Genomic DNA, 23,542 nt, shown 5'->3' with positions numbered 1-23,542 from the left:
AATGAGGAGGTAAAAGAGATGAAAATAGTAACGATTGAACCCACTCCAAGTCCAAACACGATGAAAGTAATATTAGATCAAGAGTTGCCTTTTGGAACGGCCAATAATTACAATGAAAAAAACAAGCAGGATGCTCCGAAAGAGATTCAAGATATTCTTGCTATTGAAGGTGTGAAAGGTGTTTATCACGTTGCGGATTTTCTTGCAGTTGAACGTATTGCAAAATATGAATGGGAAAATATATTAGCGGCTGTTCGTAATGCTTTTGGTGAACAAAATAGCACATCAGCAGGTGAGCAGGTGAACGAGCACTATGGGGAAGTTTATGTTCATGTGCAAATGTTTAAAGGAATTCCACTACAAGTAAAAGTGTTCGATAATATGTCTGAACAACGATTTGGTTTAGCGAAACGCTTTATCGATGCATTTAACCAAGCGATGCAAAGTGATGAAAATTATATTTTACAGCGTAAATGGGTAGATTATGGCGTTAGATATGGTGAAAAAGACGAAATCGGTCAAAGCGTAGTTGATGAATTGGAAGCAGCATTTCCAGAGCGCAGAATAACAGGGCTTATTTCGGCTAGCAATAATCAAAAAATAGCAATTGACAATCATAAACGCAAAGTATCGTTACAGGATTTTGATGTTGAAGATTGGGAAACTCGTTTCCAATTGCTTGATCAGATGGCGGATCCGGAAGTAAGCGATTTACCATTGCTGCAAAAAGCCTTGCAAGATGAAAAAATGTCTATTCGCCGCCTTGCAACTGTATATTTAGGCATGATTAAAGATAAAGAGGTTGTTCCTAGTTTAGTACAAGCACTACAAGATAAAAGTGCTGCTGTTCGTCGTACAGCGGGTGATTGTATGAGTGATTTAGGCTTTGTAGAGTTTGAACCAGCTATGATGCAAGCTTTGAAAGACCGCAATAAACTTGTTCGTTGGCGTGCGGCTATGTTCCTCTATGAAACCGGGACGGAAGCTTGTTTAGGAGCATTAGAGGCGGCAAGTGATGATGCAGAATTTGAAGTGAAATTACAAGCGAAGATGGCAATTGCCCGCATTTCACATGGGGAAGAAGCAATGGGATCTGTCTGGAAACAAATGACGGAAGCACGTGCGACTGCTAAGAAAAAAGAATAGATTTTTAGAATCTACACCAAAATCTGTTCTCGACATAAGGTAAAGCTTCCATCAGTAGGGGGTTCTCACTAATCTATCTCGCTTTTCTTTAAATCTTGAGATGGGGATCTTACTACCTGTTAAAGCGGTATAAAAATCAGATAGCCTATTTTTTGGCTGCGGTTTTACACGACTCACGTGGCTTATCGGAGGTCTTTGGAAAGCATTCGCAAAGCACAAATCAATCCTAAGTTACGATAATGAACTAAAAATTTGAACTTATTTTAATGAATGGATAGTTTGGAAATGATTTTGAGATTTTAGAACTATCTTTAATTATTGACATTGAGAATAAAGAACTAATATAATGATTCTTGATAAGTCTATTGTTGCAATTTATTTTAAAATTGCCTTTCTAAAAGATGCAGTAAGGGGCGTATTTATGATTTGTGGAAAATGTAGTTGTGAAAAGAAAAATGTCCATTTATCGCAAAGTTTTCAGACGACTAATGGACATGTTCATATTCATAATATTCCTGCGATAATGTGTGAGTGTGAAACAATAGTGCCACAATCGGTTTTAATGGAAATTAATAATTATTGCGCTACCATAAATTCTTCAGGAATTACCCATGTTCAATTTGAAGACATTTAAAGCTTTAACCTATATCATTTGGCAATAAGCCCCAATCAAGACGCAAGTAACAAGTTGATAATCAGTAGCGTGTGGATCAACTGTCTGTAAAAAGCCCGATCGTTCAACTAACACACAATGAGTAGGGAAAGAAGAAAACCAACACTGTGTGAAGTTTCACTTATCAATAGATAAATGATTGGGTCATCTAATAATGTTGAAAATTTTAAGAGGTCCCTTTGCCTTTGCTAACAAAATACGTTGTCCTGATATAACTATAATGCTTGTTTAGTTTCACGAACGAATCATGTTTTCCTGACGTTTACTTTTTGCTGTTAACACATAGCTAGTATAAAAAGAAGGAATGCTTAATATTCCTACTAACCAACGGATTTCAATACTATGAATGGGTGCAAAGAGTCCTGAAAATAATAAGATGATCCCTAATATTAAAAGAAAAATCGCCGTATTTATATCCTTCATGTATATCCTCTCCTTATGCGTTTGTAACACTATTATTTCTATATTTTTAATTCTTAATCCTCTTTTTATCTGAATTTTACCCATTTTACTAAGAAAACTAATTGGAAGGAATATTTTTGAAAATGATGAGAAATATTTGAAATGTGAAAATTTTATGTCTATAATGAGTGCAATCCAATGAAAGTTGGATGCAAAGTTTGGCAATAAGTAAATTGTGGGTAAATATTACTGCAAGGAGGTTTTTATATGGTATGTATTACTTTAGTTCCTCATGATGTTCAGTATGCCGAAGAGATCTCGAAAATGACAAGTGCTCCAGCTATACGTAATGCTCTTGGATTATCCGATACACAATGCTCAATTGCAGGAACAAGAGACTATATTCGTTTGATGCAATTAGAAGAAAAACTTGGTCAACAATTTTCACGAATGATTTTTAATGAGGACGATGAGTTAATCGGTGTTATTTCATTAAAAGGTATGGATGAAAAACAAAAAATATGCCATATCGGTACATGGCTAGGACGACAATATTGGGGAAAAGGATATAACCAAGTCGCTAAAATGGAAATGTTAAAAATAGCGTTTGAAAGATTCCAATTAAATTATGTATTCGCAGGAGCGCGTTTGGAAAATATCCGCTCACAGAAGGCTCAAGCTAAACTGCCATATATGACACTTAATGTGGGTCAGCAGTTTTATCGTGAATGGAAAAAACTTGAATGGTTAGAACATACGCCTTGCATCCTAAATGTTGTCAGAAGGGAAGATTTTTTAAATTGGTATTACCAAGATATAGCTGTTAGTTAGGTTGATTCGATGAAGGAGAATCAACCTTTTTTTATTTTAACTGTATTTGAATCAATTTCACAATGCAAAATTTAGATGGAAAACACGAACATTTTAAATAGACATGGACGTTAATATTCAGAAATTTTTGTTCCGCTACAGACGGCGCTTTCCACGGGCTTGGCTTCAATCTCCTCGGGTCGACACGATGTTGACCCCGAAGCCGTTGCCACAGGACGTGGCGAACTTAGGCTTTGTCCCTTAAATTGTTCCTGCGGGGCTTTCAGCTCAAGCTTTTCCCGTAGGACTTTGAATAAGCCTCCTTGAACTCACACCGCACGAAGGAAATGCGCAAGCCTAATCGAGGAGTCGCCGTCTTCCGCTCCACAACTATCAAAATTGGTTATTATTAAATGTTCGTATTTTTTAAGAAGAAAATGATTGATGAAATTGATTCATTTATAGATATCCTGTTTTTTTTACATAGTACAATTATTTTTGTAGAAATCATTTTTACATAATTTTACTTAGAATTTATGGTAAGATATAGTTGGGATTATTCAATATAAAAATATTGAGGAGGAAGCATGAAATACAAGAAGAGTTTTATTTTAGTTTCGATGATTGTGCTGTTAATCGTTGGAATACTTGTAATTGCCAATTATAAAAAAACATCAAAATTCAATGATGCAACGCTGTCAATAAATGATTTAAAACACCAAAACTTTCTGAATCATCAGCAAGCGGTCCTTTATGCTTCATCTACGACGGAAGTATTACAGAAAGAAAAGGGCAATAGTCAAGTCATCTTTATCGATCGGCGAGGACACGCACGTGGGCTGACACTTTCGGGCTTGGAAAGCGGCAGTACATATTTTCATACAAAGGGACTTTTCATGGAGGAATCGGATCGGGTAATGATGCTCGATGGAAGTGGACTGAATACATATGATATGCCATCTGAAGAATTACGAGGTATTCAAACTGGTTATCTTACAACAACAAAACAGTTTTATAGTTTATATAACACAGGTTTTAGTAAAAAGGATGATTATGTTTCTACAATTCGTTATGGTGGAAAGAAAGGTATACACTCTGCACATATTCCTTACTTTATATCAACTGCTGGCCAATTATCGGACAGCTTGATGATTGTGACGCAAGATTTAATTTCTGGAGAGTTTGCTTTACAAAAAGTAGAGCTTACGCCTAAAGTAAAGACACGAAAGCTGCTAGATCTATCATTAGAAAAGACGGAAGAGTTAGATGCGATTACACCAGTTGTTGCAGATGATCAGAACTATTATTTCATCATGTCGCATTATCAGGCGGAAAATCGGGAAGATCTGCAATTGGTGGTTGTTAATCGAGATACGAAAAAAGTGAAGAATGTACCGTTTATCCAATATCGTTCAAAATATCAAGTTGAAAATGGATTACCGTTTAATTTTAATCATTCAGCTTATGTGAATGATGGGCATTTTTATTATGTCAATGGACTTGGTGAAGTGTATGAGTATCACGTTGCTGCTGGAGATATCCAAAAGATATTGCAACTTAGTCATATCGAAAAGGGGAATAGCCGTTTTGAACAAATTACGTTTCAAAACAATCAAATTCATCATATCTACTCGAACGAGAAACAACGATTTTACCTAGAAACATATGATTTGTCTTTAAAAAAATCAACCAACACTGTAGAAATACAAAATTTAGATCGTCTTTTACCAATGGGCGATAAGAATTACTTTTTAACAAGCCTAGAAGTGCTGAAATAATCACCTTGTAGAAGAAGTATGTGAGGGTTTTTATTCGTATAATAAAAATAGTATGCTGAGGGCTATCTCTAATCCTAGCATACTATTTTGCGTTTAGGATAATTTAAAGGGATTTTCTTTTAAAGGAATTTCTGACAGCGCCGTTATGATAAACGATTGGTTGAATCTGCATGAACAGGTAGCAAACTTCTACTATACCAAGTTGAAGGGAATAAACAAGGAGCAACTGCCAGTATAGATTTGATTCTTTCAACTAACACACAGTAGGAGATGAAAAATTCTCCCCTGTGTGAAGTTCTTCTTATTGATAAATTTGACTTCCTTGATGACGAAATTCAGAAGCTTTATCCTTCATGCCTTCTCCAATGACATCTTCAACCGTAAGTTTTTTATCTTTTGCTAAATTTCGAATATCCTGTGAAATGCGCATACTGCAAAATTTAGGACCACACATTGAACAAAAATGCGCTGTTTTAGCGCCCTCAGCTGGTAATGTTTCATCATGGTATTCTAATGCTCTTTCAGGATCGAGAGATAGGTTGAATTGGTCCCTCCAACGGAACTCGAAGCGTGCCTTTGATAAGGCATCATCTCGTTGTTGGGCACCTTTATGTCCCTTTGCTAAGTCAGCAGCGTGTGCAGCAATTTTATACGTAATCACACCAGTACGCACATCTTCTTTATTGGGCAAACCTAGATGTTCCTTTGGTGTTACATAGCATAACATCGCTGTGCCAAACCATCCAATCATCGCGGCACCAATTGCAGAGGTGATATGGTCATAGCCAGGTGCAATATCTGTAGTAAGTGGGCCTAATGTATAAAAGGGAGCTTCCTGACAGATTTCCATTTGTTTATCGACATTTTCTTTGATCAAATGCATGGGGATATGTCCTGGGCCTTCGATCATGACTTGTACGTCGTGTTTCCAAGCAATCTTGGTTAGTTCTCCAAGTGTTTCGAGCTCAGCAAATTGCGCTGCATCATTCGCATCCGCAATGGACCCTGGGCGTAAACCATCACCCAATGAGAGAGCGATATCATACGATTTTGCAATCTCACAAATTTCTTCAAAATGACTATAGAGAAAATTTTCTTCATGATGTGCTAAACACCATTGTGCAAGGATTGAACCCCCACGAGATACGATTCCAGTCATACGATGAACGGTCAATGGAATATAGCGTAAAAGTACACCTGCATGAATCGTAAAATAGTCTACACCTTGTTCTGCTTGTTCGATCAAAGTATCTTGAAAGACTTCCCAAGTTAGATCCTCAGCGATTCCACCAACTTTTTCTAAGGCTTGGTAAATAGGGACTGTTCCAACAGGTACTGGAGAATTTCGAATAATCCATTCTCTAGTTGTATGAATATTTTTACCTGTAGAAAGGTCCATAATTGTATCAGCACCCCAGCGAGTCGCCCAAGTCATTTTTTCAACTTCATCTTCGATAGAAGATGAGACAGCCGAGTTTCCAATATTAGCATTGATCTTCACATAGAAATTTCTTCCTATGATCATAGGTTCAATTTCAGGATGATTAATATTGGCTGGTATAATTGCTCTCCCTTCAGCTACTTCTCGACGAACAAATTCGGGTTCTACATTTTCTCTTATGGCGATAAATTCCATTTCAGGTGTGATCAACCCATTCCGTGCATAGTGAAGTTGTGTGACATTTCTTCCTTTTTGAGTACGCAATGGTTGACCATTGATGCAAGGAAATTGCTCCATAGAATGAGTCCGATCTTCTTTTTGATAGCCATTATCTTCAGGTCTGATATTTCTGCCTACATATTCCTCTACATCGTTTCTCTCCAAAACCCAATCACGACGAAGGGGGGATAAGCCTTCTCGAATATGAACGGAGCGATGTTTGTCTGTATATGGGCCACTTGTGTCATAGACACGCAATGGAGGATTTTTCATAACGTCCGTATTGTTATGTGTTGGCGTTAAAGTAATTTCACGCATTGGCACCTTTATATCTGGACGTGATCCTTCTACATATACTTTCTGACTTCCTGAAAAACTGGACATAATGGTGAAATTTAATTCTTCATTCGTTTTTTTCATACGATTTCCCTCTTTTCTTATTGATAATAGGGATAGATCTTGTTTGACAGCGAATATCAAAAGAACAAAAAAGCCAGCCCCATTTTATTTATCAAATGGACCCGGCATATAAACATAGATATAATGATCTACGTTGCTCAAGTGATGTAACATCCCCACGCTGGTATGAACCAGATCAGGTCCCGAGGGTTAAGAAACGTCATTGTGTTTCTCTCTCAGCCCAACTCACTGGACACCCCTTGTTATCAATATAAAATTTTACATCTAAATTATAGATTAATAAACAAAAAAGTAAAGATGCAATAATTGATAGATTCATATGACTTTAAAAGGATTTATTGAGTACATGGCGAAATAGGAAGTATACAGTATTTTGATGGAGGGGATAAAAATGGCAAAGAAAATTTTGATTTTGGCTGGAGACGCAGTAGAAGCATTAGAGATATATTATCCTTATTATCGTTGCCTTGAAGAGGGATTTCATGTAACGATAGCCGCTCCTAGTGTAAAAAAGATTCAAACGGTCATACATGATTTTGTTGATGGAACGGACGCAAGAATGTCAGCATTTTGCATTCTTGCGTTTTTTGTATGAGATTCTTTTCTAAGGACAATGAACATCAATGAATACAGGTGATGAAATGATCGATACCCTATTTTTAGAAAACAAAATAGTAAAACGTGGAGAACAATTAGAGCAGAAACCTACACTAAAATCTCCTGGAATATATGAGTTTACCATTATTAAAAAAACTGCCAGAACCTATCGGATTACTTCTAAAATTCGAATGGGCGAAACGATAGGATTTTCGGTATGTGATGGAGAATTAGAAAAATATCACTTCAAGGAAAATAGTCAAAAACAATGGCATCATAATTTTGAGATTATTCAAAAATTTCACCACTTTTTCATCGTATGCTCAATGGATAATGGATGAATTCTCACAGGGGATGCATGAGCAAGAAAGAACATTAGGGGGTGTAGAGGAATGGAAGAAATGGATTTATCAATAGAAAAAAAGCCCATATCTATATTTGATGAAAACTTACATCAAGTGGATATGAACAAAACAATGCGCGATATTGCATCACTTTCCGGTGTTTTAAACGATTTGCATTCACAACAAATCTACCAATCACCAATTGAAATCCTCCGATTTTTAAGGTTGTTGCAGTTATTAAATGAGGAAGCTCTGGGAATAAACTCAACGCGTCGTCCGATTGGAAATGCGGAAGAACTATTTTATCGCTATCTTCACCGTTATAATGACGAGGAACCACCATCATTAGAAAAGGTTGGGCAAATTGTTCATACATTAGCTAAGCATAGTTGGATTTCAAAGCAAGCAAGAAAACTAAAGCTATTAGATAGAGGAAAACGAATGATCGACGCACTTATTCGCCTGGCAAATGATTCATTAGCTTACCACATGCAGGATGATATTTCACGTCTATTATTTCAGGCTCGTCGTGATGCAGAGTTAAGTGAAGCATATGATGACAGAGGGATTTCGGGAGGAAATAAAATTGCTTCCATGATCCAAAATGTAGAAGACGCCATCGAGCAAATTGAATTGCGGCAATTAGAATTTTTGGCAGAAAAAAATGCTTTACCACAGCTTGAGAAAATTCATGCATTAATGGCGGATTTAGATGACAAGATGAATGACCGCTTAAATCTGTTTAAAACGGTTGATGAAAGTTTAGGGATGACTCCTTTAGTAAGGAGAGGGACCGCAGCTTTAACGAAGGGAACTGGTTTAAGTCTTGGCATACTCAATAAATATAATCGATTTGTCATGATGAAAAATACACCTATTACGACCAATATTTCTCCAGAAAAGGTTCGACAATTTATCATGAATATGTATGAACCACCGATTGATTCAAATATTCCAAATGCGCATGACATCTTTAGTTTTATGGAACAACAAGAATATGAGGATGAAGCAATGGATGGTATTTGGGTCCCTATTAAATTTACAGCGCCCATTAGTAAGCAAGACATTGAAGATGGCATTGATTATTTAGAAAACTATGAACCTCAAGTGAGTTCAGAGGATATTGCAGAAGAGCCGATTCAGTATGTTGAAAATCTAATCGAAGAAGATAATATTCACACTGCATTTTCTGAAGCTTCCTGGCAAATGACGAAGGCCGTCATTCATACGGAAGAAGTAGAAACGTATCTAGAGAAAGAAAATGTTGCCGAACTAGAACAATTGATTATTGAGGCAGGCTCGCCGAATTGGGGAGATAGTATTCGAACAATGCTTGCCATATCAGCATTAATCGGAAATCAAAATGTAGAGGAAGACCGAAAAAGAGAAGTACAAGCTTTTGAAAAAGAATGGGAGTGGATCAATGATGACGACAGAAAACATATTGTACGACAACGAACAGCAAAACCTAAATCCTTTGATGGTGATGCAAAATCTTAAAGCATTTTTGTCTACAGAAGAAGAATTAGTCTTCATGCAATTACTCTTTTCTTCTTCATCAGCTATCAAGGGTCAAAATTATGGTTTGAAGCGAAAAGAAGTAGAAAAAATGCTGAATATCAAAAATGATGAAACGGCTTTTTATTCTTTTATAAACCGCTTGAATCAAGCAATTGCAAGATATTTTAAAATCATTTATGACGATAAAAGAGATCAGCTTATCGCGATGATGCGTGTCCCTGCAAAACAAGCAAAATCTACTTTAAATAAAGAAGCACTTGCTATATTGCTATACATGTTCTATCAACAAGAAGTGCTGAATCATGAATTCACATTATTACAGCAATTACTGACTGATTTTGGTCATGAAATGCAGCACGCAAGCCGAAAGCTACAAAATAATATCGAGATATTAAAAAAAATCGGTGCTGTTGAAGACTTTCAACTTTCCCAATCGGAGCAAGCGTATAAAGTAACATCTATTGGGGTTCATATGTTTTCAAATTCATTTTTACGAAGAACAACGGAATTTGCGCAGTCTGCTCAATTAAGTAAGGAAGAGGTCGTGAAATTTTTCAAACGACATAATTTGTATAGGCAGGAGGAAGAGCAATGATTCCATATAGCTTACAATTTAGTGGTATTCGTGATTACAAACCAGTGAAAATAACATTTGGCGGTGAAGGCGAGCATGTCTTGATCTCAGGACCAAATGGAGCTGGAAAATCAACCATTACTTTTGTCATGGGGGCGGTCCTCTATTCAGCAAAGGTGGATATTGAAGGATTGCGTTCAGCCAATTTAAGACCGGGACAAATATGGAATGCTGAAATCTTATTAACCTTTCATAATATTGGCTCCTCTCGTGTGGATGCAGCACCTTATATTGCCTTTCAACTTCTGATCAAACAACAACCTAGTTCTGTTATCCAACGGTTATTCAAGGTATATACAGGTGATTCGCCAGAAGAGTTAAAAGAAGTCGCCACATATCGTTCAGGGGATCAAAATCAGCGAAATCTTTCGATGTATCGAGATGATCTACAATATAAATATAAAATTCACCCTGATATGTTTTACCTTATTTGGTATCAAAAAGAGGTTAATCAGTTTGCTATCATGTCGCCAGAAGAACGTTTTCGCCGATTCAGTGAAATGTACCATATCGAAGAAATACAAAAGGAATGGGAAATAAGCGTTGAAAATTTGAAAGAGCTAGAAGCGGAATTGCAGCAAACAAAAACCAATGTTAAATACATTGAGAGTCAAATGACGATCGCACATGATGCCTATAAACGCTTTCAAATAAATGAAAAAAATCTTCATACCAATGGTAAAAATCATGTTCTTTTTACTCGAAGTATCAAAGCAAAACTAGAAATGGAGCAAAACGAACTCGAACAGGATATGAAGAAAAAAGAGCAGCAATTACAGGGATTGCAAGAGAAAGCACAAGTCATTGTCAATCAAATAGCAGAATTAAAAGAAAGAAAAAAACAAAAGGAACAGCAAAGTCATCAATATGATCAAGAGATACGGCAACTAAAAAATCAAGAAATTTCGTTCTATAATCAACAAAAGCGATTAAAGGATGAAATCGAATACCTTCAAGAAAAGCTAGAAAGCACGCAAGAATTACGAAAACGACTTCGATATAGTGAAGAAGACACGAAAAAGTATTTAGAAGAAAATAGTAGGAAAATGTCCACATTAGAAGCTGAACTTGAAAGACATAGGGAACAAATCCGAGAGAATACGAAAAAAATAGAAGAGCTTCAATATAAAAAGGTAGACGAGGAATACAAACTAAAAGGAATTATTGAACAAGAAGATGAATACAGAAATATGCTTGCTATCTATGTCAGCAGCTATCATGTGGAAGAATCTTTAGAAAAAAATAAACAAGCTTTTAAAACACTCGCTAAAACAATTCCTCATGAAGAAGAAAAGTGCAAACAATTAAAAAATGAAATCACCATGTTACAGCAAAACAGAGTCATGTCCGTTCGTCAACAAGAAGCTATTCAACAACTAAAAAAACAAGGGATCCAAGCCTACACGTTACGTGATTTTATCGAATTAGAGGACAACGCCACTTTAAAGGATGAGAAAGCACTGGATCCGATTAAATATACGATTTTTTATCATGCACGTTCATGCAAACCAGTAAATGACTTATATCATGTTTCACTGTTAACGATTATACCAACAAAATATATAGACCATTTATCTGTATGGAAGTTGAAAATAAGAGATCAATTATCTGAGGAACAAGTGATTATGGCAACGAAAGTTCTTTTTTGGATTGGCCAATTCTTTGAAAAATCCCCTAAACTTGAAAACCAGATATTGATCGATAGGCGTGGATTGCGTGGGGCACAAGAAAGAGATACTTTTATTTTAAGTAAAAGAGCAGTAGAAAATCGTTTGATCGAATTACAAAATCGCTTCAACAAGTATGAAGAACAGCTTCAGCAAGACTATTTAGCCATCTCTGAATATGAAAAGAAAATCACGGATTTACAAAATGTTATCAAAGATGTAAAAAAAGCAGAAGCTTTTACGCTTGAATTGGACAAAAAGAAGGAGTATCAGAAGCTAATAGACAATCTCCAACTGGACATTATTCAAACAAATCAGGCAAATGAACATCTTCAAGATGAAATGATAGAAATTCAAAGACAGCAAGCTATTTTGTTGCAACGACAACAATTTTTGCAAGAACAATTAAACATTTACCAACAAATCGGTGCTTTGAAAGATGAACAACAAAAACTGCTTCAATTAGAAAAAGAAGAAATACAATTGAACCGAAAAATTAAAGAAATTGACCAAACGAAAAGAAAGAAACAACTTCAATATCAAAATTTGCAGGATTTGATCGCTAGTTTATCACGAAATATTGGAAGATTAGCTAACGATAAAGAAAATAATGAGCAAGCGATCCAAGATAGAAGGAAAAAAAGTGTAGAGATTTCGGAAAAACTTCAAACGATTAAAGCAGAAATTACACAAAATGAAATCATCTTAAAGGATCTACAACAAATTATCCCTCAATTATACGAAGCAGCTATGAAAGAAGAAGTTGTAAAGGAAGCGTCAATGCCTGAGTTGTTATCACAAAATGAACGCGCAAAAATTGCATTCGAAACAGCAAGAAATGCGGATGTAGATCCTCATGCTGAAGAAAATTATAATACACGCAAAGCAGAATATGATAAAAAAAGAGCAGATGCATTCAAAATGGAAGAGTTACTAGAACAACATAGAATTGTCGTTACAGAAAACGAACAAAAGTTAGAAACGACCATCAATATGCATGTGTCAGCACTTCATAAACGATTTCAACATTATATGGAGCAATTTAACTTTGAAAGCGAAATTTCATGGGAGCGTTTTGAGGATAAACGTGGTCGGGTGATTTTTAAATTATATGTAAAAGCATATAAAAACGGTCACGGCAGTCGATTAGAGGATGTTAGCGTAAAAGCTAGAAATGGTAAACATGGGAAAGGCGTGTCTGGAGGAGAGGAATCATTGAGCTCCCTTCTATTTGCTTTGACCTTGTTGCAGCATCTTGATACAACACCAGGCTATATCATACTAGATGAATTCGATAGTGCATTAGATGAAATTCGTAAAGAAAAAGTGTTTGAACTATACGCTAGTGAACTAAATCGCAAGCTCATCATCTTATCGCCGAAAGCACACGACAACGATTATTATGCAAAGTATAGTAAAGTTTTCATCGTACAACATGATCCTTCAAGAGTTGAAAGCACGATAAAGGGCATTCAGATCAAGCATCAAAAGGAAGCAGTAAGTATGAATGGATAGAAAACAAATGGATTGATCTTCATTCAGCAATATCTTATGCGACGAAAGCGAAGCGGCAGGAGCAAATGTTTTTTATGCGACGAAAGCGAAGCGGCAGGAGCAAATGTTTTTTATGCGACGAAAGCGAAGCGGCAGAAGCAGATGTTTTTTATGCGACGAAAGCGAAGCGGCAGAAGCAAATGTTTTTTATGCGACGAAAGCGAAGCGACAGGAGCAAATGTTTTTTATGCGACGAAAGCGAAGCGACAGGAGCAAATGTTTTTTATGCGACGAAAGCGAAGCGGCAGAAGCAAATGTTTTTTTATGCGACGAAAGCGAAGCGGCAGAAGCAAATATTTTATGGGAAGCAAATATTTTATGCGTTGAAAACGTAGTGACAGGAACTAACTCTTTTTTGTATCGAAAGCGTAGCAACAGGTACAAAGGTTCATCTCAATAGCTGGTGAGATGAATGCGATTTTAATCTTTATTGAGTTGAGCGGATGTATATTCACCTGCTGAATCAGAGGAGCTTTTTGACCAAGCACGGAAAAACTCCGAAGCAATTACTAGGACGTAATGAATCAGTTTACTAGCTTTCACTTTACAAAGATGAATATTTTCTATAACATATAGGTTAATCAAATAGTTGAGTGCAAAACATGGTGGAGTCTGTCAATCTGGCTCCGCCATGTTTTTTTGTTAATGGCTCTATTAAGCTACGATTGACTTTTTCGGCTCTTCCTCATGTTGCAGTAAGCTTTTCATCTATTCACTATTGAATTGAACTGTCTATCAAAAGGAGGAAATCATTTGTTCATTTTCCAAATCGTTATTGTTTTATTGGCGACAAAATTAGCTGGTCATTTGAGTGTAAGGCTTGGACAACCATCCGTATTGGGCAAGATCGTTATAGGCATTATTTTAGGGCCTGCTCTATTAGGGTGGATACAGGATTCTGAAATCATGCATACTTTTAGCGAAATTGGTGTCCTGTTATTAATGTTTTTAGCAGGACTTGAAACAAATTTGGAGGATTTAAATCGCAATAGGAAAGCGGCCATGTTTGTCGCGATCGGGGGAATTATTGCACCTATTGTGATGGGATACGTTGGAGCGCATTATTATGGATTATCAACAGCAGAAGGTATCTTCATAGGATTGTTATTAGCTGCAACTTCTGTTAGTATTTCTGTCCAAACATTGCGAGAATTAGGATGGTTGAACAGTAAAGAAGGTGCAACCTTACTAGGAGCAGCTGTACTAGATGATATTATTGTGGTTGTATTATTAGCAATAGCCATGAGCTTTTTTGTTGGGTCTGATGTGAGTATTTCTTTATTGATTGGAAAGAAGATTTTGTTCTTTGTGATTCTTTTCTTAGCATCCAAATGGTTCGTACCATTCTTTTTAAGATTATTCTCTAAAGTCAAAGTTACAGAACCCTTATTAAGTGGCGCTTTAATCATCTGTTTTGCATTCGCATATTTTGGAGAATATTTAGGTATTGCGGGTATTATAGGATCGTTCTTTGCAGGAATTGCAATGGCACAGACAGAATTTAAGAAAGAGATCGAGGAAAAAGTTGAACCAATTGCTAATGGCATTTTTGTTCCATTTTTCTTTGTAAGTATCGGTTTGTCTGTAACGTTTGAAGGGATCAGCAACCAACTGGGCTTAATCGTTCTATTCTCTTTTATTGCATTGCTTTCAAAATTTATCGGCGCAGGGATTGGCGCAAAATTAGCAGGTCTCAATATGCGTTCATCCATGGGTGTTGGAGCTGGCATGATTTCTCGAGGAGAAGTGGCTCTTATTATTGCCGCTATGGGATTAGACAATAAATTATTGCCAGTGGCGTATTATACCCCTATGATTATCGTCGTTGTCGTTACAACCTTAGCAACACCACCACTATTAAAATGGATTTTTGGAAAAAGAGTGGACGAGTAAAATGTTAAATGAAGGACGGGCAATCATATAAATACATGCTTTTTAAGGATTATGGCAAAAATATTTGCTGATTTCTGCCTAATCAACACGTCTGAAATAATAACTTTCATAACAAACTTATCTTTCCTAAATCCCCCTTTAAAATCCTGTATTTTAAAGGATTTCCTTCAGTTGTTCTCATAATGATACCTTCGTTTATTTTATCCCGCTTTAACGGGCAGTAAGACCATATCTCAAGATTTAAAGAGAAACGAGAAAGATAGATGGAGGTTAACTGCCGCATGCGTCCGATTGGTTTGGGCGGGCAGGATGTTGGTCCCTCAGGTGTTGCCACAGGACGTGGCGCTTTTCACTTCCGTTCTTCTAGCTCAGTTGGGGGATGAAGGAAACCCCCCACTGATGGAAGCTTCACTTTATTAATTCTTTGATCCCTCAATTACTTTCGTTAAACATCCAATTTTATTATAAAAAGAACAAGAAGGTAATTCTCAGGTGCTAGATTCTTAAAACCATTTACCTCTGAATTTTTATCAAAAAGGTACAAATTTTGAAGAAATATTGAAAAAAAGTTATACAATCCTCCATATTCATCCAGTATCAAGCACAAAATGGTTTGGATGGAAGATAGCGAAAAAGTTATTTATGGCTCAAATTTTAAACTTTATTTTACATATTTTATTTAAAGAGTAAATAAAAACATATTAAGGTCCCATTTATAACAATTTTTTGCTTGTGTATAATAATTCTGTAACATTTTTGTTATAAAAAGTATTATTGGAGGAGTAAAATGAAACAATATTTCAAAAAATGGCTATCGTTATTTTTAGTCACGACTTTGATTGTCAGTATGATTCCTGAATATGTCGGTTTAGCATACTCAGAATCAAAAGAATCACAAGAACCAACTGATTCGGAAAAAGAAATGATTTCTACTGACAATTTAAAAGAATTAAAAGATAAACGAACGCCTACAAGTAAGACATTCACAGATGAAAAAGGAAACTATTACAAGGAAATCTATGCTGAAAAGGTTCATATCGAGCAAAATAATCAGTATAAAGATATTTCTGAGAATCTAACCTCTACTGGGACAGGCTATGTTGCTACCGATACCACTCAGCTAGCATCAAAGTTTCCGCAATCCATTAAAAATGATCAGAGTATTACATACAGTAAAGGAAGTCACAAACTCGTTTTTGAGTTAGATTCTGCTACTAAAGATGAGGAGAAATTACGCCCATCAACCGCAAGTAAAACCTCTACCAAAGAGAATGAAATTCAATATAAGAATATTTACCCGCAAATTGATTTAAGACATATTACTTTCAATGAAGAAGTAAAAGAAGATTGGATCGTCAATGAGTATACAGGTATTCATCAGTTTACGTATACATTAGAAACAGATTTAAACGCCAAACGATTATCTGATGGTTCCATTGGATTTTTTACAAATGATGCAAAAGAGGAAAGAATTTTTACACTTCCTAAGCCAATGATGATGGATTCTAACATCAACGATACAAAAGGGGAAGGCGTATATTCAGATAAAGTTCAATATCAATTAACGAAATTGAAGGAAAATACATACACTTTAACACTAGAAGCAAATGAAAACTGGTTGAAATCTAAGGAACGTGTATATCCGGTCTATATAGATCCGTCTGTTACTATAGATGACTTAGGTGATACATATGTATCTAGTAAATATCCAAAAGCAAACTTTAACAAGCAATGGGATCCTACACAAGGAGAATACGTTTTACAAACAGGCTATTATGATAGTACATCAGGAACAAACTATCCATTTATTAAATTTAGTATTGTAGGAGATTTAAAGGGTGCCACAATAGACAGTGCAGATTTACAGACTTATGTGACACATGCCTATTATGCATCACAAAAAAATGGATTATGGGTAGATGAGGCTAAAGGAAAATGGTATGCGGATGAACTAACTTGGAATAACAAGCCTTCTTCTACTAAGATCACCTATACCTCTGTTGGACGAGACGAATGGGCGCATTTTAACGTGACAAATAACGTGCAAGCTTGGGTTTCAGGGGAACGTTCAAACTATGGGTTTAAATTTCATACAAATGGTCATGGCAAAACCTACTGGAAAAAGATAACTGCTGGTGAAAGCACAAAAAAAGCAAAAGTTGTCATTGCTTATCACTACGAAAAAATGGCTACACCGACAATGACAGCCACAGCTGATGATGCGGCTTCTAAAACTGGTTCAGTAAATGTAAAATGGAAGTCAGTTTACGGAGCAACAAGCTATGATTTGCAGATGTTTGACGGCAAGAGTTATGAAAGTGTATATAAAGGAACGGCAACTAGTTGGAATTCTAAAGGGAAAAAAGTATTTCCTAAATCCCCCTATAAAACTACAAGTACTTATAGTACAAACCAAACTGGTGTTGAACTACCACTTGATCCAACAGGGTTTTATTCTGTAAAAGCTGGTTCAACTGTCACTTCAAAAGAGTATAAATTTCGTGTGATACCGATTTATCCGACTGGTAATGGTCCTACTTCTTCAACAGTATCAAAAGCTATTCCTGTACCAGCTGGTGAACCAGAATTACCAACCATCACAACTGGAAGCTATCCTGAGACAGATCCAGTCAATAAAGGACGTGGTTGGTTAAATATTAGTTGGAAAAAAGTTGCTAACGCTACTGGCTATAAAGTCCGTATTTGGAATGGTGCAAAGTATGAAAACTATACAGTAGGCAAAGATACGTTATCTGTTAGCACAAAAGGAAAGAAAATTTGGCCGACTGACGATGAAATACAAGCAGGGAAAACGGATCTTCATCAAGTAGAATTAGATCATTCATCAAGTGTCGGAACGGGTAGCGAACTACCTATTGATCCAAGTACAACATATGGGAATACATCAAAACGTTATAGTGTTCGTGTGATTGCCATGTCGGCTGCGGGTGATTCGCCTTCATCAGATGTCAACTATGGCTATATGCCTTTATACGCGCCCAAAGATGTCAAAATCACTTCAAATGATGATAACCTAGTCCAAAATAAGACAAGTTTTGATATCGAATGGAAAGAATCTAACGGTGCAAAATATTATGATGTTATTTTAAATGATGGCAGTAAAGATGAAACCATTAAAGTTAAAGGGAAGACAAGCTATACGACGGATGCAAAATACGATAATAGTAAAAATTACACCGCAACAGTGCAAGCGTATTTTGATGATGACGATACGGCTCCTGAAACTGAAGAAGATAAGATTTCAGGAAAACGAGGTTTGAGTCCAAAAACTTCATCAAATAGCATAAAACCGAGCCAGCATTTAGATTTAATAGGTCTAGAAGACTACTTCACATATGAAGATGATACATTTGGAAATGCCTCTTCTAGTGTGAATGTCACAACAGGAAATATGGCACTACAATTTACGGATGAGTCTCTTTATACACGAAGTGATTTAGGGTATGACTTCACACGTACGTATAATTCTCGTTCAACAGCTACCTCTGCTTTAGGTAAAGGATGGACGTTCATTGGCAATGAGACATTATCAGTTTTAGAAAATGGAGATGTTTTATATACAGACGAAGATGGCACTGTTCATACATTTGTAATAGATGGCACTCAATATCATTCACCAAAGGGATTATATGAGAAGCTATCTAAAGTAGATGATGCAACCTATACACTTACTGATCCAAACCAATTTGTCCAAACCTTTCAATTAGGGAAGGATAACGTATTCTATATCACTTCATATAAAGATGAATATCAAAATCAAATCGATTTCACACGTGATGAAGAAGATCAACTAACCACAGTATCGGAAGCAAAAGGGATTGAAAAGCAAGAAAAAATTCAAATAGAGTATAGCGATGGAAAGATAAGTAAAGTACAATTCGCGGACCATTGGACAACCTACACTTATAATGGTGATTTACTTGTTCAAACCAAAATGGGCAGTGACAAAACAACTCGTACCATTACTGAAAATTTCACTTACAATGATAACGGGCAGCTTATCAAATATATAGATGGTGAAAATAACCAAACTGTTTTCTCGTACACGGAAAATGAGTTAACCATTTTTGACCAACAAGCAGAAGATGAAGAATTATCTATTACGAATACGTATCAATTTAATGAGAAGGAAAACGAATTCAAATCGATTGCAACAGATGATACAGAAACTATTTATAAAAGAGATAAGGCAAGTGGTACGCATGCAGTTACACAAGTAACAGAACCTTCTGAAACCGATAACCGTACAACTTTCTATGAATTAGATTCCCAATATAATATGTTAAAAGTAACAAACCCAGATGGAACGACTGAAGAAAATACGTACGATTTAAACGGTAATATCCTAACATCGAAATCCAACGAAGGTACTGTAACGAATACGTACAATGAAAAAAATCAGGTTGTTAAATCAGTTGCAGCTAGTGGAGAAACGACTACAAACTTGTATGATGGCCCTTCTTTAGTATCATCGACAGTAAATGATGAAACGACAGCCTATACGTATGATTCGTTTGGTCGTGTAACGAAGACAACTTATCCAAATGGTACATTTGATACGACGACTTATGATGATGATCTCTATGCGGTTTCCTCCACTGATAAAAAAGGGAATCATACCAAAACGGTTTATACCATTTATGGTCAGCAAAAAGAAGTAACTGATGCAGATGGACATACAACACAATATACGTATGATCCACTCTATCAAGATACGCTTACTTCTGTAAAAGACGGAAACGGTCATAGCACAGCCTATACGTATGATGACAACAATAATATGTCTTCACTGACAGATGCACTCGGACGCACGAAAACGTATAATTATAATGACAATGATCAAGTAACAAAAGTAACAATGCCGCAAATGACCTTCCAGTATGAATACGATTTAAACGGTGAATTGAGTCAATCACTGTTACCGTCAGGCACTGCAACACTCTATAGTTATACCGAAGATGACCAAGTAGATACAGTCCAAGTGACAAACAGGGACGGTGATGTGGTTGCTTCAACACATTACCAATATGATGACTTAGGAAATGTGAGCCAAGTCGCACAAGATGACCAAGTTTTAAAAACCTATAGCTATACAGATGAGTCCAACTTACTAGCTAAATACGACTTAAAGCTATTTACACAAAATTATGAGTATGATGATCAAGAACGTCTAACAAAACGTACAACCGCCTACGACAATGCTTTGACTGTTCAAGAACAAACCAATTATAAAGAAAATGGCGATGATGTTGATCATGTCAAATACGGTGTAAATGATGAAGTATTCCATGATTATCAATATGATCAAAATACAGCGGACAATCAAAATACCATAACACTCAATCAGGATTTACTAAAACAGGTCGCACAATTCAATGATGCGAACTTATTAGCTTCCTTGACATACACCACAAAGGCACAACAACCATTTGAGATTGCCTATGATTATACGAAAAACGGCAATATTTCAAAAGAAACCATTCAAGGAACAGCCACAACCTATGAATACGATGGCAATAACCAACTAACAAAAGAAACGTTCGCAAATGGCGATGCCAATACGTATGAATATGATGCCGTCGGAAATCGGACAGCAGCACATGTAAATGGAAAAGACTTCACATTCAGTTATAACGATGCGAATCAAATTGAAAAGAAAAACGATACGAACTACCAATATGATGCAGATGGCAACCTATTACAGGATGAACATTTTAAGTACACCTATAATGAAGCACAGCGCTTAACAAGCGTTCAAACATTGAAAGGCGAAGTAGTAGCTTCTTACACATACGACGAAAATGGCTTGCGTTTAACAAAAACAGTCGGCGATACAACCCATGAATATTTCTATAATGACGAAGTATTGAATATGGAAGTCGTCAAGAAAAACGGTGAAGTTACCCAATATCGTTCTTACGAATGGGATGGCTACACGCCACTTGGACTGATCGTGAAAGAAAAAGAGGCATCCGGAAACTACCAAACCAAAACGTATCAATACATCACCAACCAAAGAGGAGATGTGTTAAGCATTCGTGATCAAGAGGACCAAGAAGTAGGTTCTTATCGTTACGATGCTTATGGAAATGTCTTATCCGTAGAAGGCGATGTGGCAAGAGACAACCCTATCCGCTATGCAGGTTACTATTACGATGAGGAAACCAAGAATTATTATTTACAAGCTCGATACTATAATCCAGAGAACGGTGCGTTTCTAGCGTTAGATCCACATCCAGGTGATGATGATGAACCGTTATCGCAAAATGGGTATACGTATGCGAATAATAATCCAGTGATGAATGTTGATCCGAATGGAGAAAGAGGGCAACTTGCGTTAAGAGTTGGACAATGGGTATTAAAATTTGGCAAGTTTATTTTTAATAAATTTAAAAAGAAAAAGAAAATAAAAATTTATAAAAGAGGAAACTTAGAGTTTACTAAGACAGCAAGCAAACACATGGATGAATACGATCGATATGTTCCAGTTTTATTATTAAAAAAGGCTATAAAGACAAAAGCTTATAAAGATCCAAGAGGTAGTAAAGCAAAAATGTATTATACAAGAATCTATGTTTATAAAGATAGGAAAAGAAAATATAATTTAGAGGTATTGTATGATAAAAAAACAAATACTATTTTACACTTTAAATACTCAAGAAATGCAATGGGACCTTTAAGTGCTATAAAGAAGTAAATACATTTATGTTAGAGGTGGTAAAAAATGAATTTGATTCCTAATGAATTAGAATGGATGAGTCTATTTAATACTGAGCCAAGTACTAAGGAGGAGGCGCTGCCTTTTTATTATCGAGAGAATATTTATGAATTTTATGTTGAGGATTTACATTATATAATAAAGATATTTCCTAGTATGGACGAGTTTTCTATAAAAGTACAATTTAAAAATGAGAAAATAGATTTTGTTTATCTAAGCTTTATAACTGTTTATAAAATGGAAATTAATTCAGATAAGGAGAAATGCGCAAAATTTACAGTTTATGCAAATAAGGAAGATGATCGTTTCTATTCAAAAATTGAAATTACAATAAAGCCTAATTTTTCAATAAAAGTAATAGAAGATTTTCTTCATAATACTTAGGTGTCCCAATATGGATTCCAATATTGAAAAATAAGCATAAAATATATTAACTTTCTAATCGTACTTTTGTTATACGATAGAATAAGCGCCAATCACCAAAATAATTCTGACAATAGGCTTTAATTCAAGTCGTAGGATTCCCAATATCTTTTGTATATTGGGAATCTTCTTCTATTTTTAGAATTAGCAGGCGATCAAAATACCGTAATACTTAATTGGGATTTACTAAAACAAGTCGCACAATTCAACGATGCGAATCAAATTGAAAAGAAAAACGATACGAACTACCAATATGATGCAGATGGAAACCTATTACAGGATGAACACTTTAAGTACACCTATAATGAAGCACAACGCTTAACAAGCGTTCAAACATTAGAAGGCAACATAGTAGCCTCTTATACCTATGATGAAAATGGACTTCGCCTCACGAAAACAGTGGACGATACAACCCATGAATATTTCTATAATGACGAAGTATTGGATATGGAAGTCGTCAAGAAAAATGGTGAAATTACTCAATATCGTTATTACGAATGGAATGGCTACACACCACTTGGACTGATCGTGAAAGAAAAAGAGGCATCCGGAAACTACCAAACCAAAACGTACCAATACATCACCAATCAACGAGGCGATGTGTTAAGCATTCGTGATCAAGAGGACCAAGAATTGGGCTCTTATTGTTACGATGCTTAATGGGTATAGTTTTAAGTTTTAAGAAAGGAGATAAAAGTTAAGTGTGTATAAAATTACAGAGGATGGGCAGGCATGAAATTAAAGAATTGACACCTTTTAAATTTACTGGTGAATTAGATTATAGTTATTTTGTAAATATTGTAAATGAAAATTTGATAACGGAAGAATTATTGAAATTAAGTTTTAAAAAACTAGAAATTAATAAGGCTTATTTTTATATGCAGATTTATCATATGATGGAGGATAATATTATTGAGTATTGTAAAGTGAAAAAGATAGATCTTAATTTCCTTCAAAAAGTAGGTAATTATAAATTTGCACAAATATTAATTAAAGATGTAAAAACTTTTTTACAAATGTTTCACATTGTAAATATTTTAACTGTAAATATGGAGGATATTACTTTATTTTCAACAGAAGCAAATTTAAAAATTTCGACTAATCAAAGAAATAAAGGTTTTTTTAAAGCTTTCCCTATAGAATTAGAACTAACAGAATCAACAACAATCCTTGTACCAGATGATACCAATTCCTCCTTCACTTTTTATTCTAATGAAGCAAAATTTAGCCCCGAATCATTAAAATTAATATTCCGGGAGTGGCGTTTGTAAACCCATTGCT

Annotated in this window: 17 protein-coding genes and 1 riboswitch; of the genes, 15 read left to right on the top strand and 2 right to left on the bottom strand. The window is 35.7% G+C overall.

Annotation, left to right across the window (positions count from 1 at the left end; genetic code table 11):
- Positions 1-18 precede the first annotated feature (18 nt).
- Together FEZ13_RS06625 and FEZ13_RS06620 are read left to right on the top strand one after the other, a co-directional pair.
- A complete protein-coding gene (locus FEZ13_RS06625; protein WP_146551945.1) occupies positions 19-1,146 on the top strand; it encodes a conserved virulence factor C family protein in 1,128 nt (375 codons plus the stop codon).
- Positions 1,147-1,492: 346 nt separating this feature from the next.
- On the top strand, positions 1,493-1,780 hold the full coding sequence (locus tag FEZ13_RS06620) for a hypothetical protein (RefSeq protein ID WP_146551944.1): 288 nt from the start codon (positions 1,493-1,495) through the stop codon (positions 1,778-1,780).
- A 273-nt stretch (positions 1,781-2,053) separates the two neighbouring features.
- Here the strand turns inward: FEZ13_RS06620 and FEZ13_RS06615 are convergent, their stop codons facing one another.
- On the bottom strand, positions 2,054-2,242 hold the full coding sequence (locus FEZ13_RS06615; protein WP_146551943.1) for a hypothetical protein: 189 nt from the start codon (positions 2,240-2,242) through the stop codon (positions 2,054-2,056).
- A 246-nt stretch (positions 2,243-2,488) separates the two neighbouring features.
- On the opposite strand from FEZ13_RS06615, the gene FEZ13_RS06610 reads away from it, so the two are divergent.
- Positions 2,489-3,052 (top strand): GNAT family N-acetyltransferase, encoded by a 564-nt coding sequence (locus FEZ13_RS06610; protein WP_146551942.1) that lies wholly within the window; start codon positions 2,489-2,491, stop codon positions 3,050-3,052.
- Positions 3,053-3,618: 566 nt separating this feature from the next.
- Positions 3,619-4,809 carry a hypothetical protein gene (locus FEZ13_RS06605; protein WP_146551941.1) on the top strand — a complete coding sequence of 397 codons (1,191 nt, stop codon included), beginning with the start codon at positions 3,619-3,621 and terminating at the stop codon, positions 4,807-4,809.
- A 301-nt stretch (positions 4,810-5,110) separates the two neighbouring features.
- On the opposite strand, the gene thiC is transcribed toward FEZ13_RS06605, so the two are convergent.
- Positions 5,111-6,889, bottom strand: coding sequence for a phosphomethylpyrimidine synthase ThiC (thiC, locus tag FEZ13_RS06600; RefSeq protein ID WP_146551940.1), 1,779 nt, complete (start codon positions 6,887-6,889; stop codon positions 5,111-5,113).
- A 135-nt stretch (positions 6,890-7,024) separates the two neighbouring features.
- Positions 7,025-7,139, bottom strand: a riboswitch (TPP riboswitch).
- A gap of 141 nt (positions 7,140-7,280) precedes the next feature.
- On the opposite strand from thiC, the gene FEZ13_RS06595 reads away from it, so the two are divergent.
- From FEZ13_RS06595 to FEZ13_RS06545, 11 genes are all read left to right on the top strand, one after another.
- Positions 7,281-7,484, top strand: coding sequence for a type 1 glutamine amidotransferase family protein (locus tag FEZ13_RS06595; protein WP_146551939.1), 204 nt, complete (start codon positions 7,281-7,283; stop codon positions 7,482-7,484).
- 28 nt (positions 7,485-7,512) lie between these two features.
- Positions 7,513-7,827 carry a hypothetical protein gene (locus FEZ13_RS06590; RefSeq protein ID WP_146551938.1) on the top strand — a complete coding sequence of 105 codons (315 nt, stop codon included), beginning with the start codon at positions 7,513-7,515 and terminating at the stop codon, positions 7,825-7,827.
- A 51-nt stretch (positions 7,828-7,878) separates the two neighbouring features.
- A complete protein-coding gene (locus FEZ13_RS06585) occupies positions 7,879-9,330 on the top strand; it encodes a hypothetical protein (protein WP_186725807.1) in 1,452 nt (483 codons plus the stop codon).
- Entirely contained in the window at positions 9,257-9,946 is a 690-nt protein-coding gene (locus FEZ13_RS06580; protein ID WP_146549125.1) for a hypothetical protein, read from the top strand. The genes FEZ13_RS06585 and FEZ13_RS06580 overlap by 74 nt, the downstream gene beginning before the upstream one ends.
- The gene (locus FEZ13_RS06575; RefSeq protein WP_146551937.1) at positions 9,943-13,167 is read left to right on the top strand and encodes an AAA family ATPase; all 3,225 of its coding nucleotides are present in this window, start codon (positions 9,943-9,945) and stop codon (positions 13,165-13,167) included. Before FEZ13_RS06580 ends, FEZ13_RS06575 begins: the two co-directional genes overlap by 4 nt.
- 74 nt (positions 13,168-13,241) lie before the next feature.
- Positions 13,242-13,541 (top strand): hypothetical protein, encoded by a 300-nt coding sequence (locus tag FEZ13_RS06570; protein ID WP_146551936.1) that lies wholly within the window; start codon positions 13,242-13,244, stop codon positions 13,539-13,541.
- 418 nt (positions 13,542-13,959) lie between these two features.
- Positions 13,960-15,099, top strand: a complete 1,140-nt coding sequence (locus FEZ13_RS06565) for a cation:proton antiporter (protein WP_146551935.1) — start codon at positions 13,960-13,962, stop codon at positions 15,097-15,099.
- Positions 15,100-15,886: 787 nt separating this feature from the next.
- Positions 15,887-21,817 carry a DNRLRE domain-containing protein gene (locus tag FEZ13_RS06560; RefSeq protein WP_146551934.1) on the top strand — a complete coding sequence of 1,977 codons (5,931 nt, stop codon included), beginning with the start codon at positions 15,887-15,889 and terminating at the stop codon, positions 21,815-21,817.
- 27 nt (positions 21,818-21,844) lie between these two features.
- Positions 21,845-22,222 (top strand): hypothetical protein, encoded by a 378-nt coding sequence (locus FEZ13_RS06555; protein WP_146551933.1) that lies wholly within the window; start codon positions 21,845-21,847, stop codon positions 22,220-22,222.
- 150 nt (positions 22,223-22,372) lie between these two features.
- Positions 22,373-22,921 (top strand): hypothetical protein, encoded by a 549-nt coding sequence (locus FEZ13_RS06550; RefSeq protein ID WP_146551932.1) that lies wholly within the window; start codon positions 22,373-22,375, stop codon positions 22,919-22,921.
- Between the two features lie 41 nt (positions 22,922-22,962).
- Positions 22,963-23,532, top strand: a complete 570-nt coding sequence (locus FEZ13_RS06545; protein ID WP_146551931.1) for a hypothetical protein — start codon at positions 22,963-22,965, stop codon at positions 23,530-23,532.
- Positions 23,533-23,542: the final 10 nt, after the last annotated feature.

It is taken from the genome of Rummeliibacillus sp. SL167 (assembly GCF_007896505.1).
GTDB lineage: Bacteria > Bacillota > Bacilli > Bacillales_A > Planococcaceae > Rummeliibacillus > Rummeliibacillus suwonensis.
This window is presented reverse-complemented; position numbering and strand designations above follow the sequence as displayed.

Excerpts from the sequence above, each read along its gene's own strand:
- thiC (WP_146551940.1), bottom strand. The coding sequence starts at position 6,889 with ATGAAAAAAACGAATGAAGAATTAAATTTCACCATTATGTCCAGTTTT.
- FEZ13_RS06590 (WP_146551938.1), top strand. The coding sequence starts at position 7,513 with ATGAATACAGGTGATGAAATGATCGATACCCTATTTTTAGAAAACAAA.
- FEZ13_RS06620 (WP_146551944.1), top strand. The coding sequence starts at position 1,493 with ATGATTCTTGATAAGTCTATTGTTGCAATTTATTTTAAAATTGCCTTT.
- FEZ13_RS06595 (WP_146551939.1), top strand. The coding sequence starts at position 7,281 with ATGGCAAAGAAAATTTTGATTTTGGCTGGAGACGCAGTAGAAGCATTA.
- FEZ13_RS06615 (WP_146551943.1), bottom strand. The coding sequence starts at position 2,242 with ATGAAGGATATAAATACGGCGATTTTTCTTTTAATATTAGGGATCATC.
- FEZ13_RS06555 (WP_146551933.1), top strand. The coding sequence starts at position 21,845 with ATGAATTTGATTCCTAATGAATTAGAATGGATGAGTCTATTTAATACT.
- FEZ13_RS06610 (WP_146551942.1), top strand. The coding sequence starts at position 2,489 with ATGGTATGTATTACTTTAGTTCCTCATGATGTTCAGTATGCCGAAGAG.
- FEZ13_RS06585 (WP_186725807.1), top strand. The coding sequence starts at position 7,879 with ATGGAAGAAATGGATTTATCAATAGAAAAAAAGCCCATATCTATATTT.
- FEZ13_RS06605 (WP_146551941.1), top strand. The coding sequence starts at position 3,619 with ATGAAATACAAGAAGAGTTTTATTTTAGTTTCGATGATTGTGCTGTTA.
- FEZ13_RS06570 (WP_146551936.1), top strand. The coding sequence starts at position 13,242 with ATGCGACGAAAGCGAAGCGGCAGGAGCAAATGTTTTTTATGCGACGAA.
- FEZ13_RS06625 (WP_146551945.1), top strand. The coding sequence starts at position 19 with ATGAAAATAGTAACGATTGAACCCACTCCAAGTCCAAACACGATGAAA.
- FEZ13_RS06560 (WP_146551934.1), top strand. The coding sequence starts at position 15,887 with ATGAAACAATATTTCAAAAAATGGCTATCGTTATTTTTAGTCACGACT.
- FEZ13_RS06575 (WP_146551937.1), top strand. The coding sequence starts at position 9,943 with ATGATTCCATATAGCTTACAATTTAGTGGTATTCGTGATTACAAACCA.
- FEZ13_RS06580 (WP_146549125.1), top strand. The coding sequence starts at position 9,257 with ATGACGACAGAAAACATATTGTACGACAACGAACAGCAAAACCTAAAT.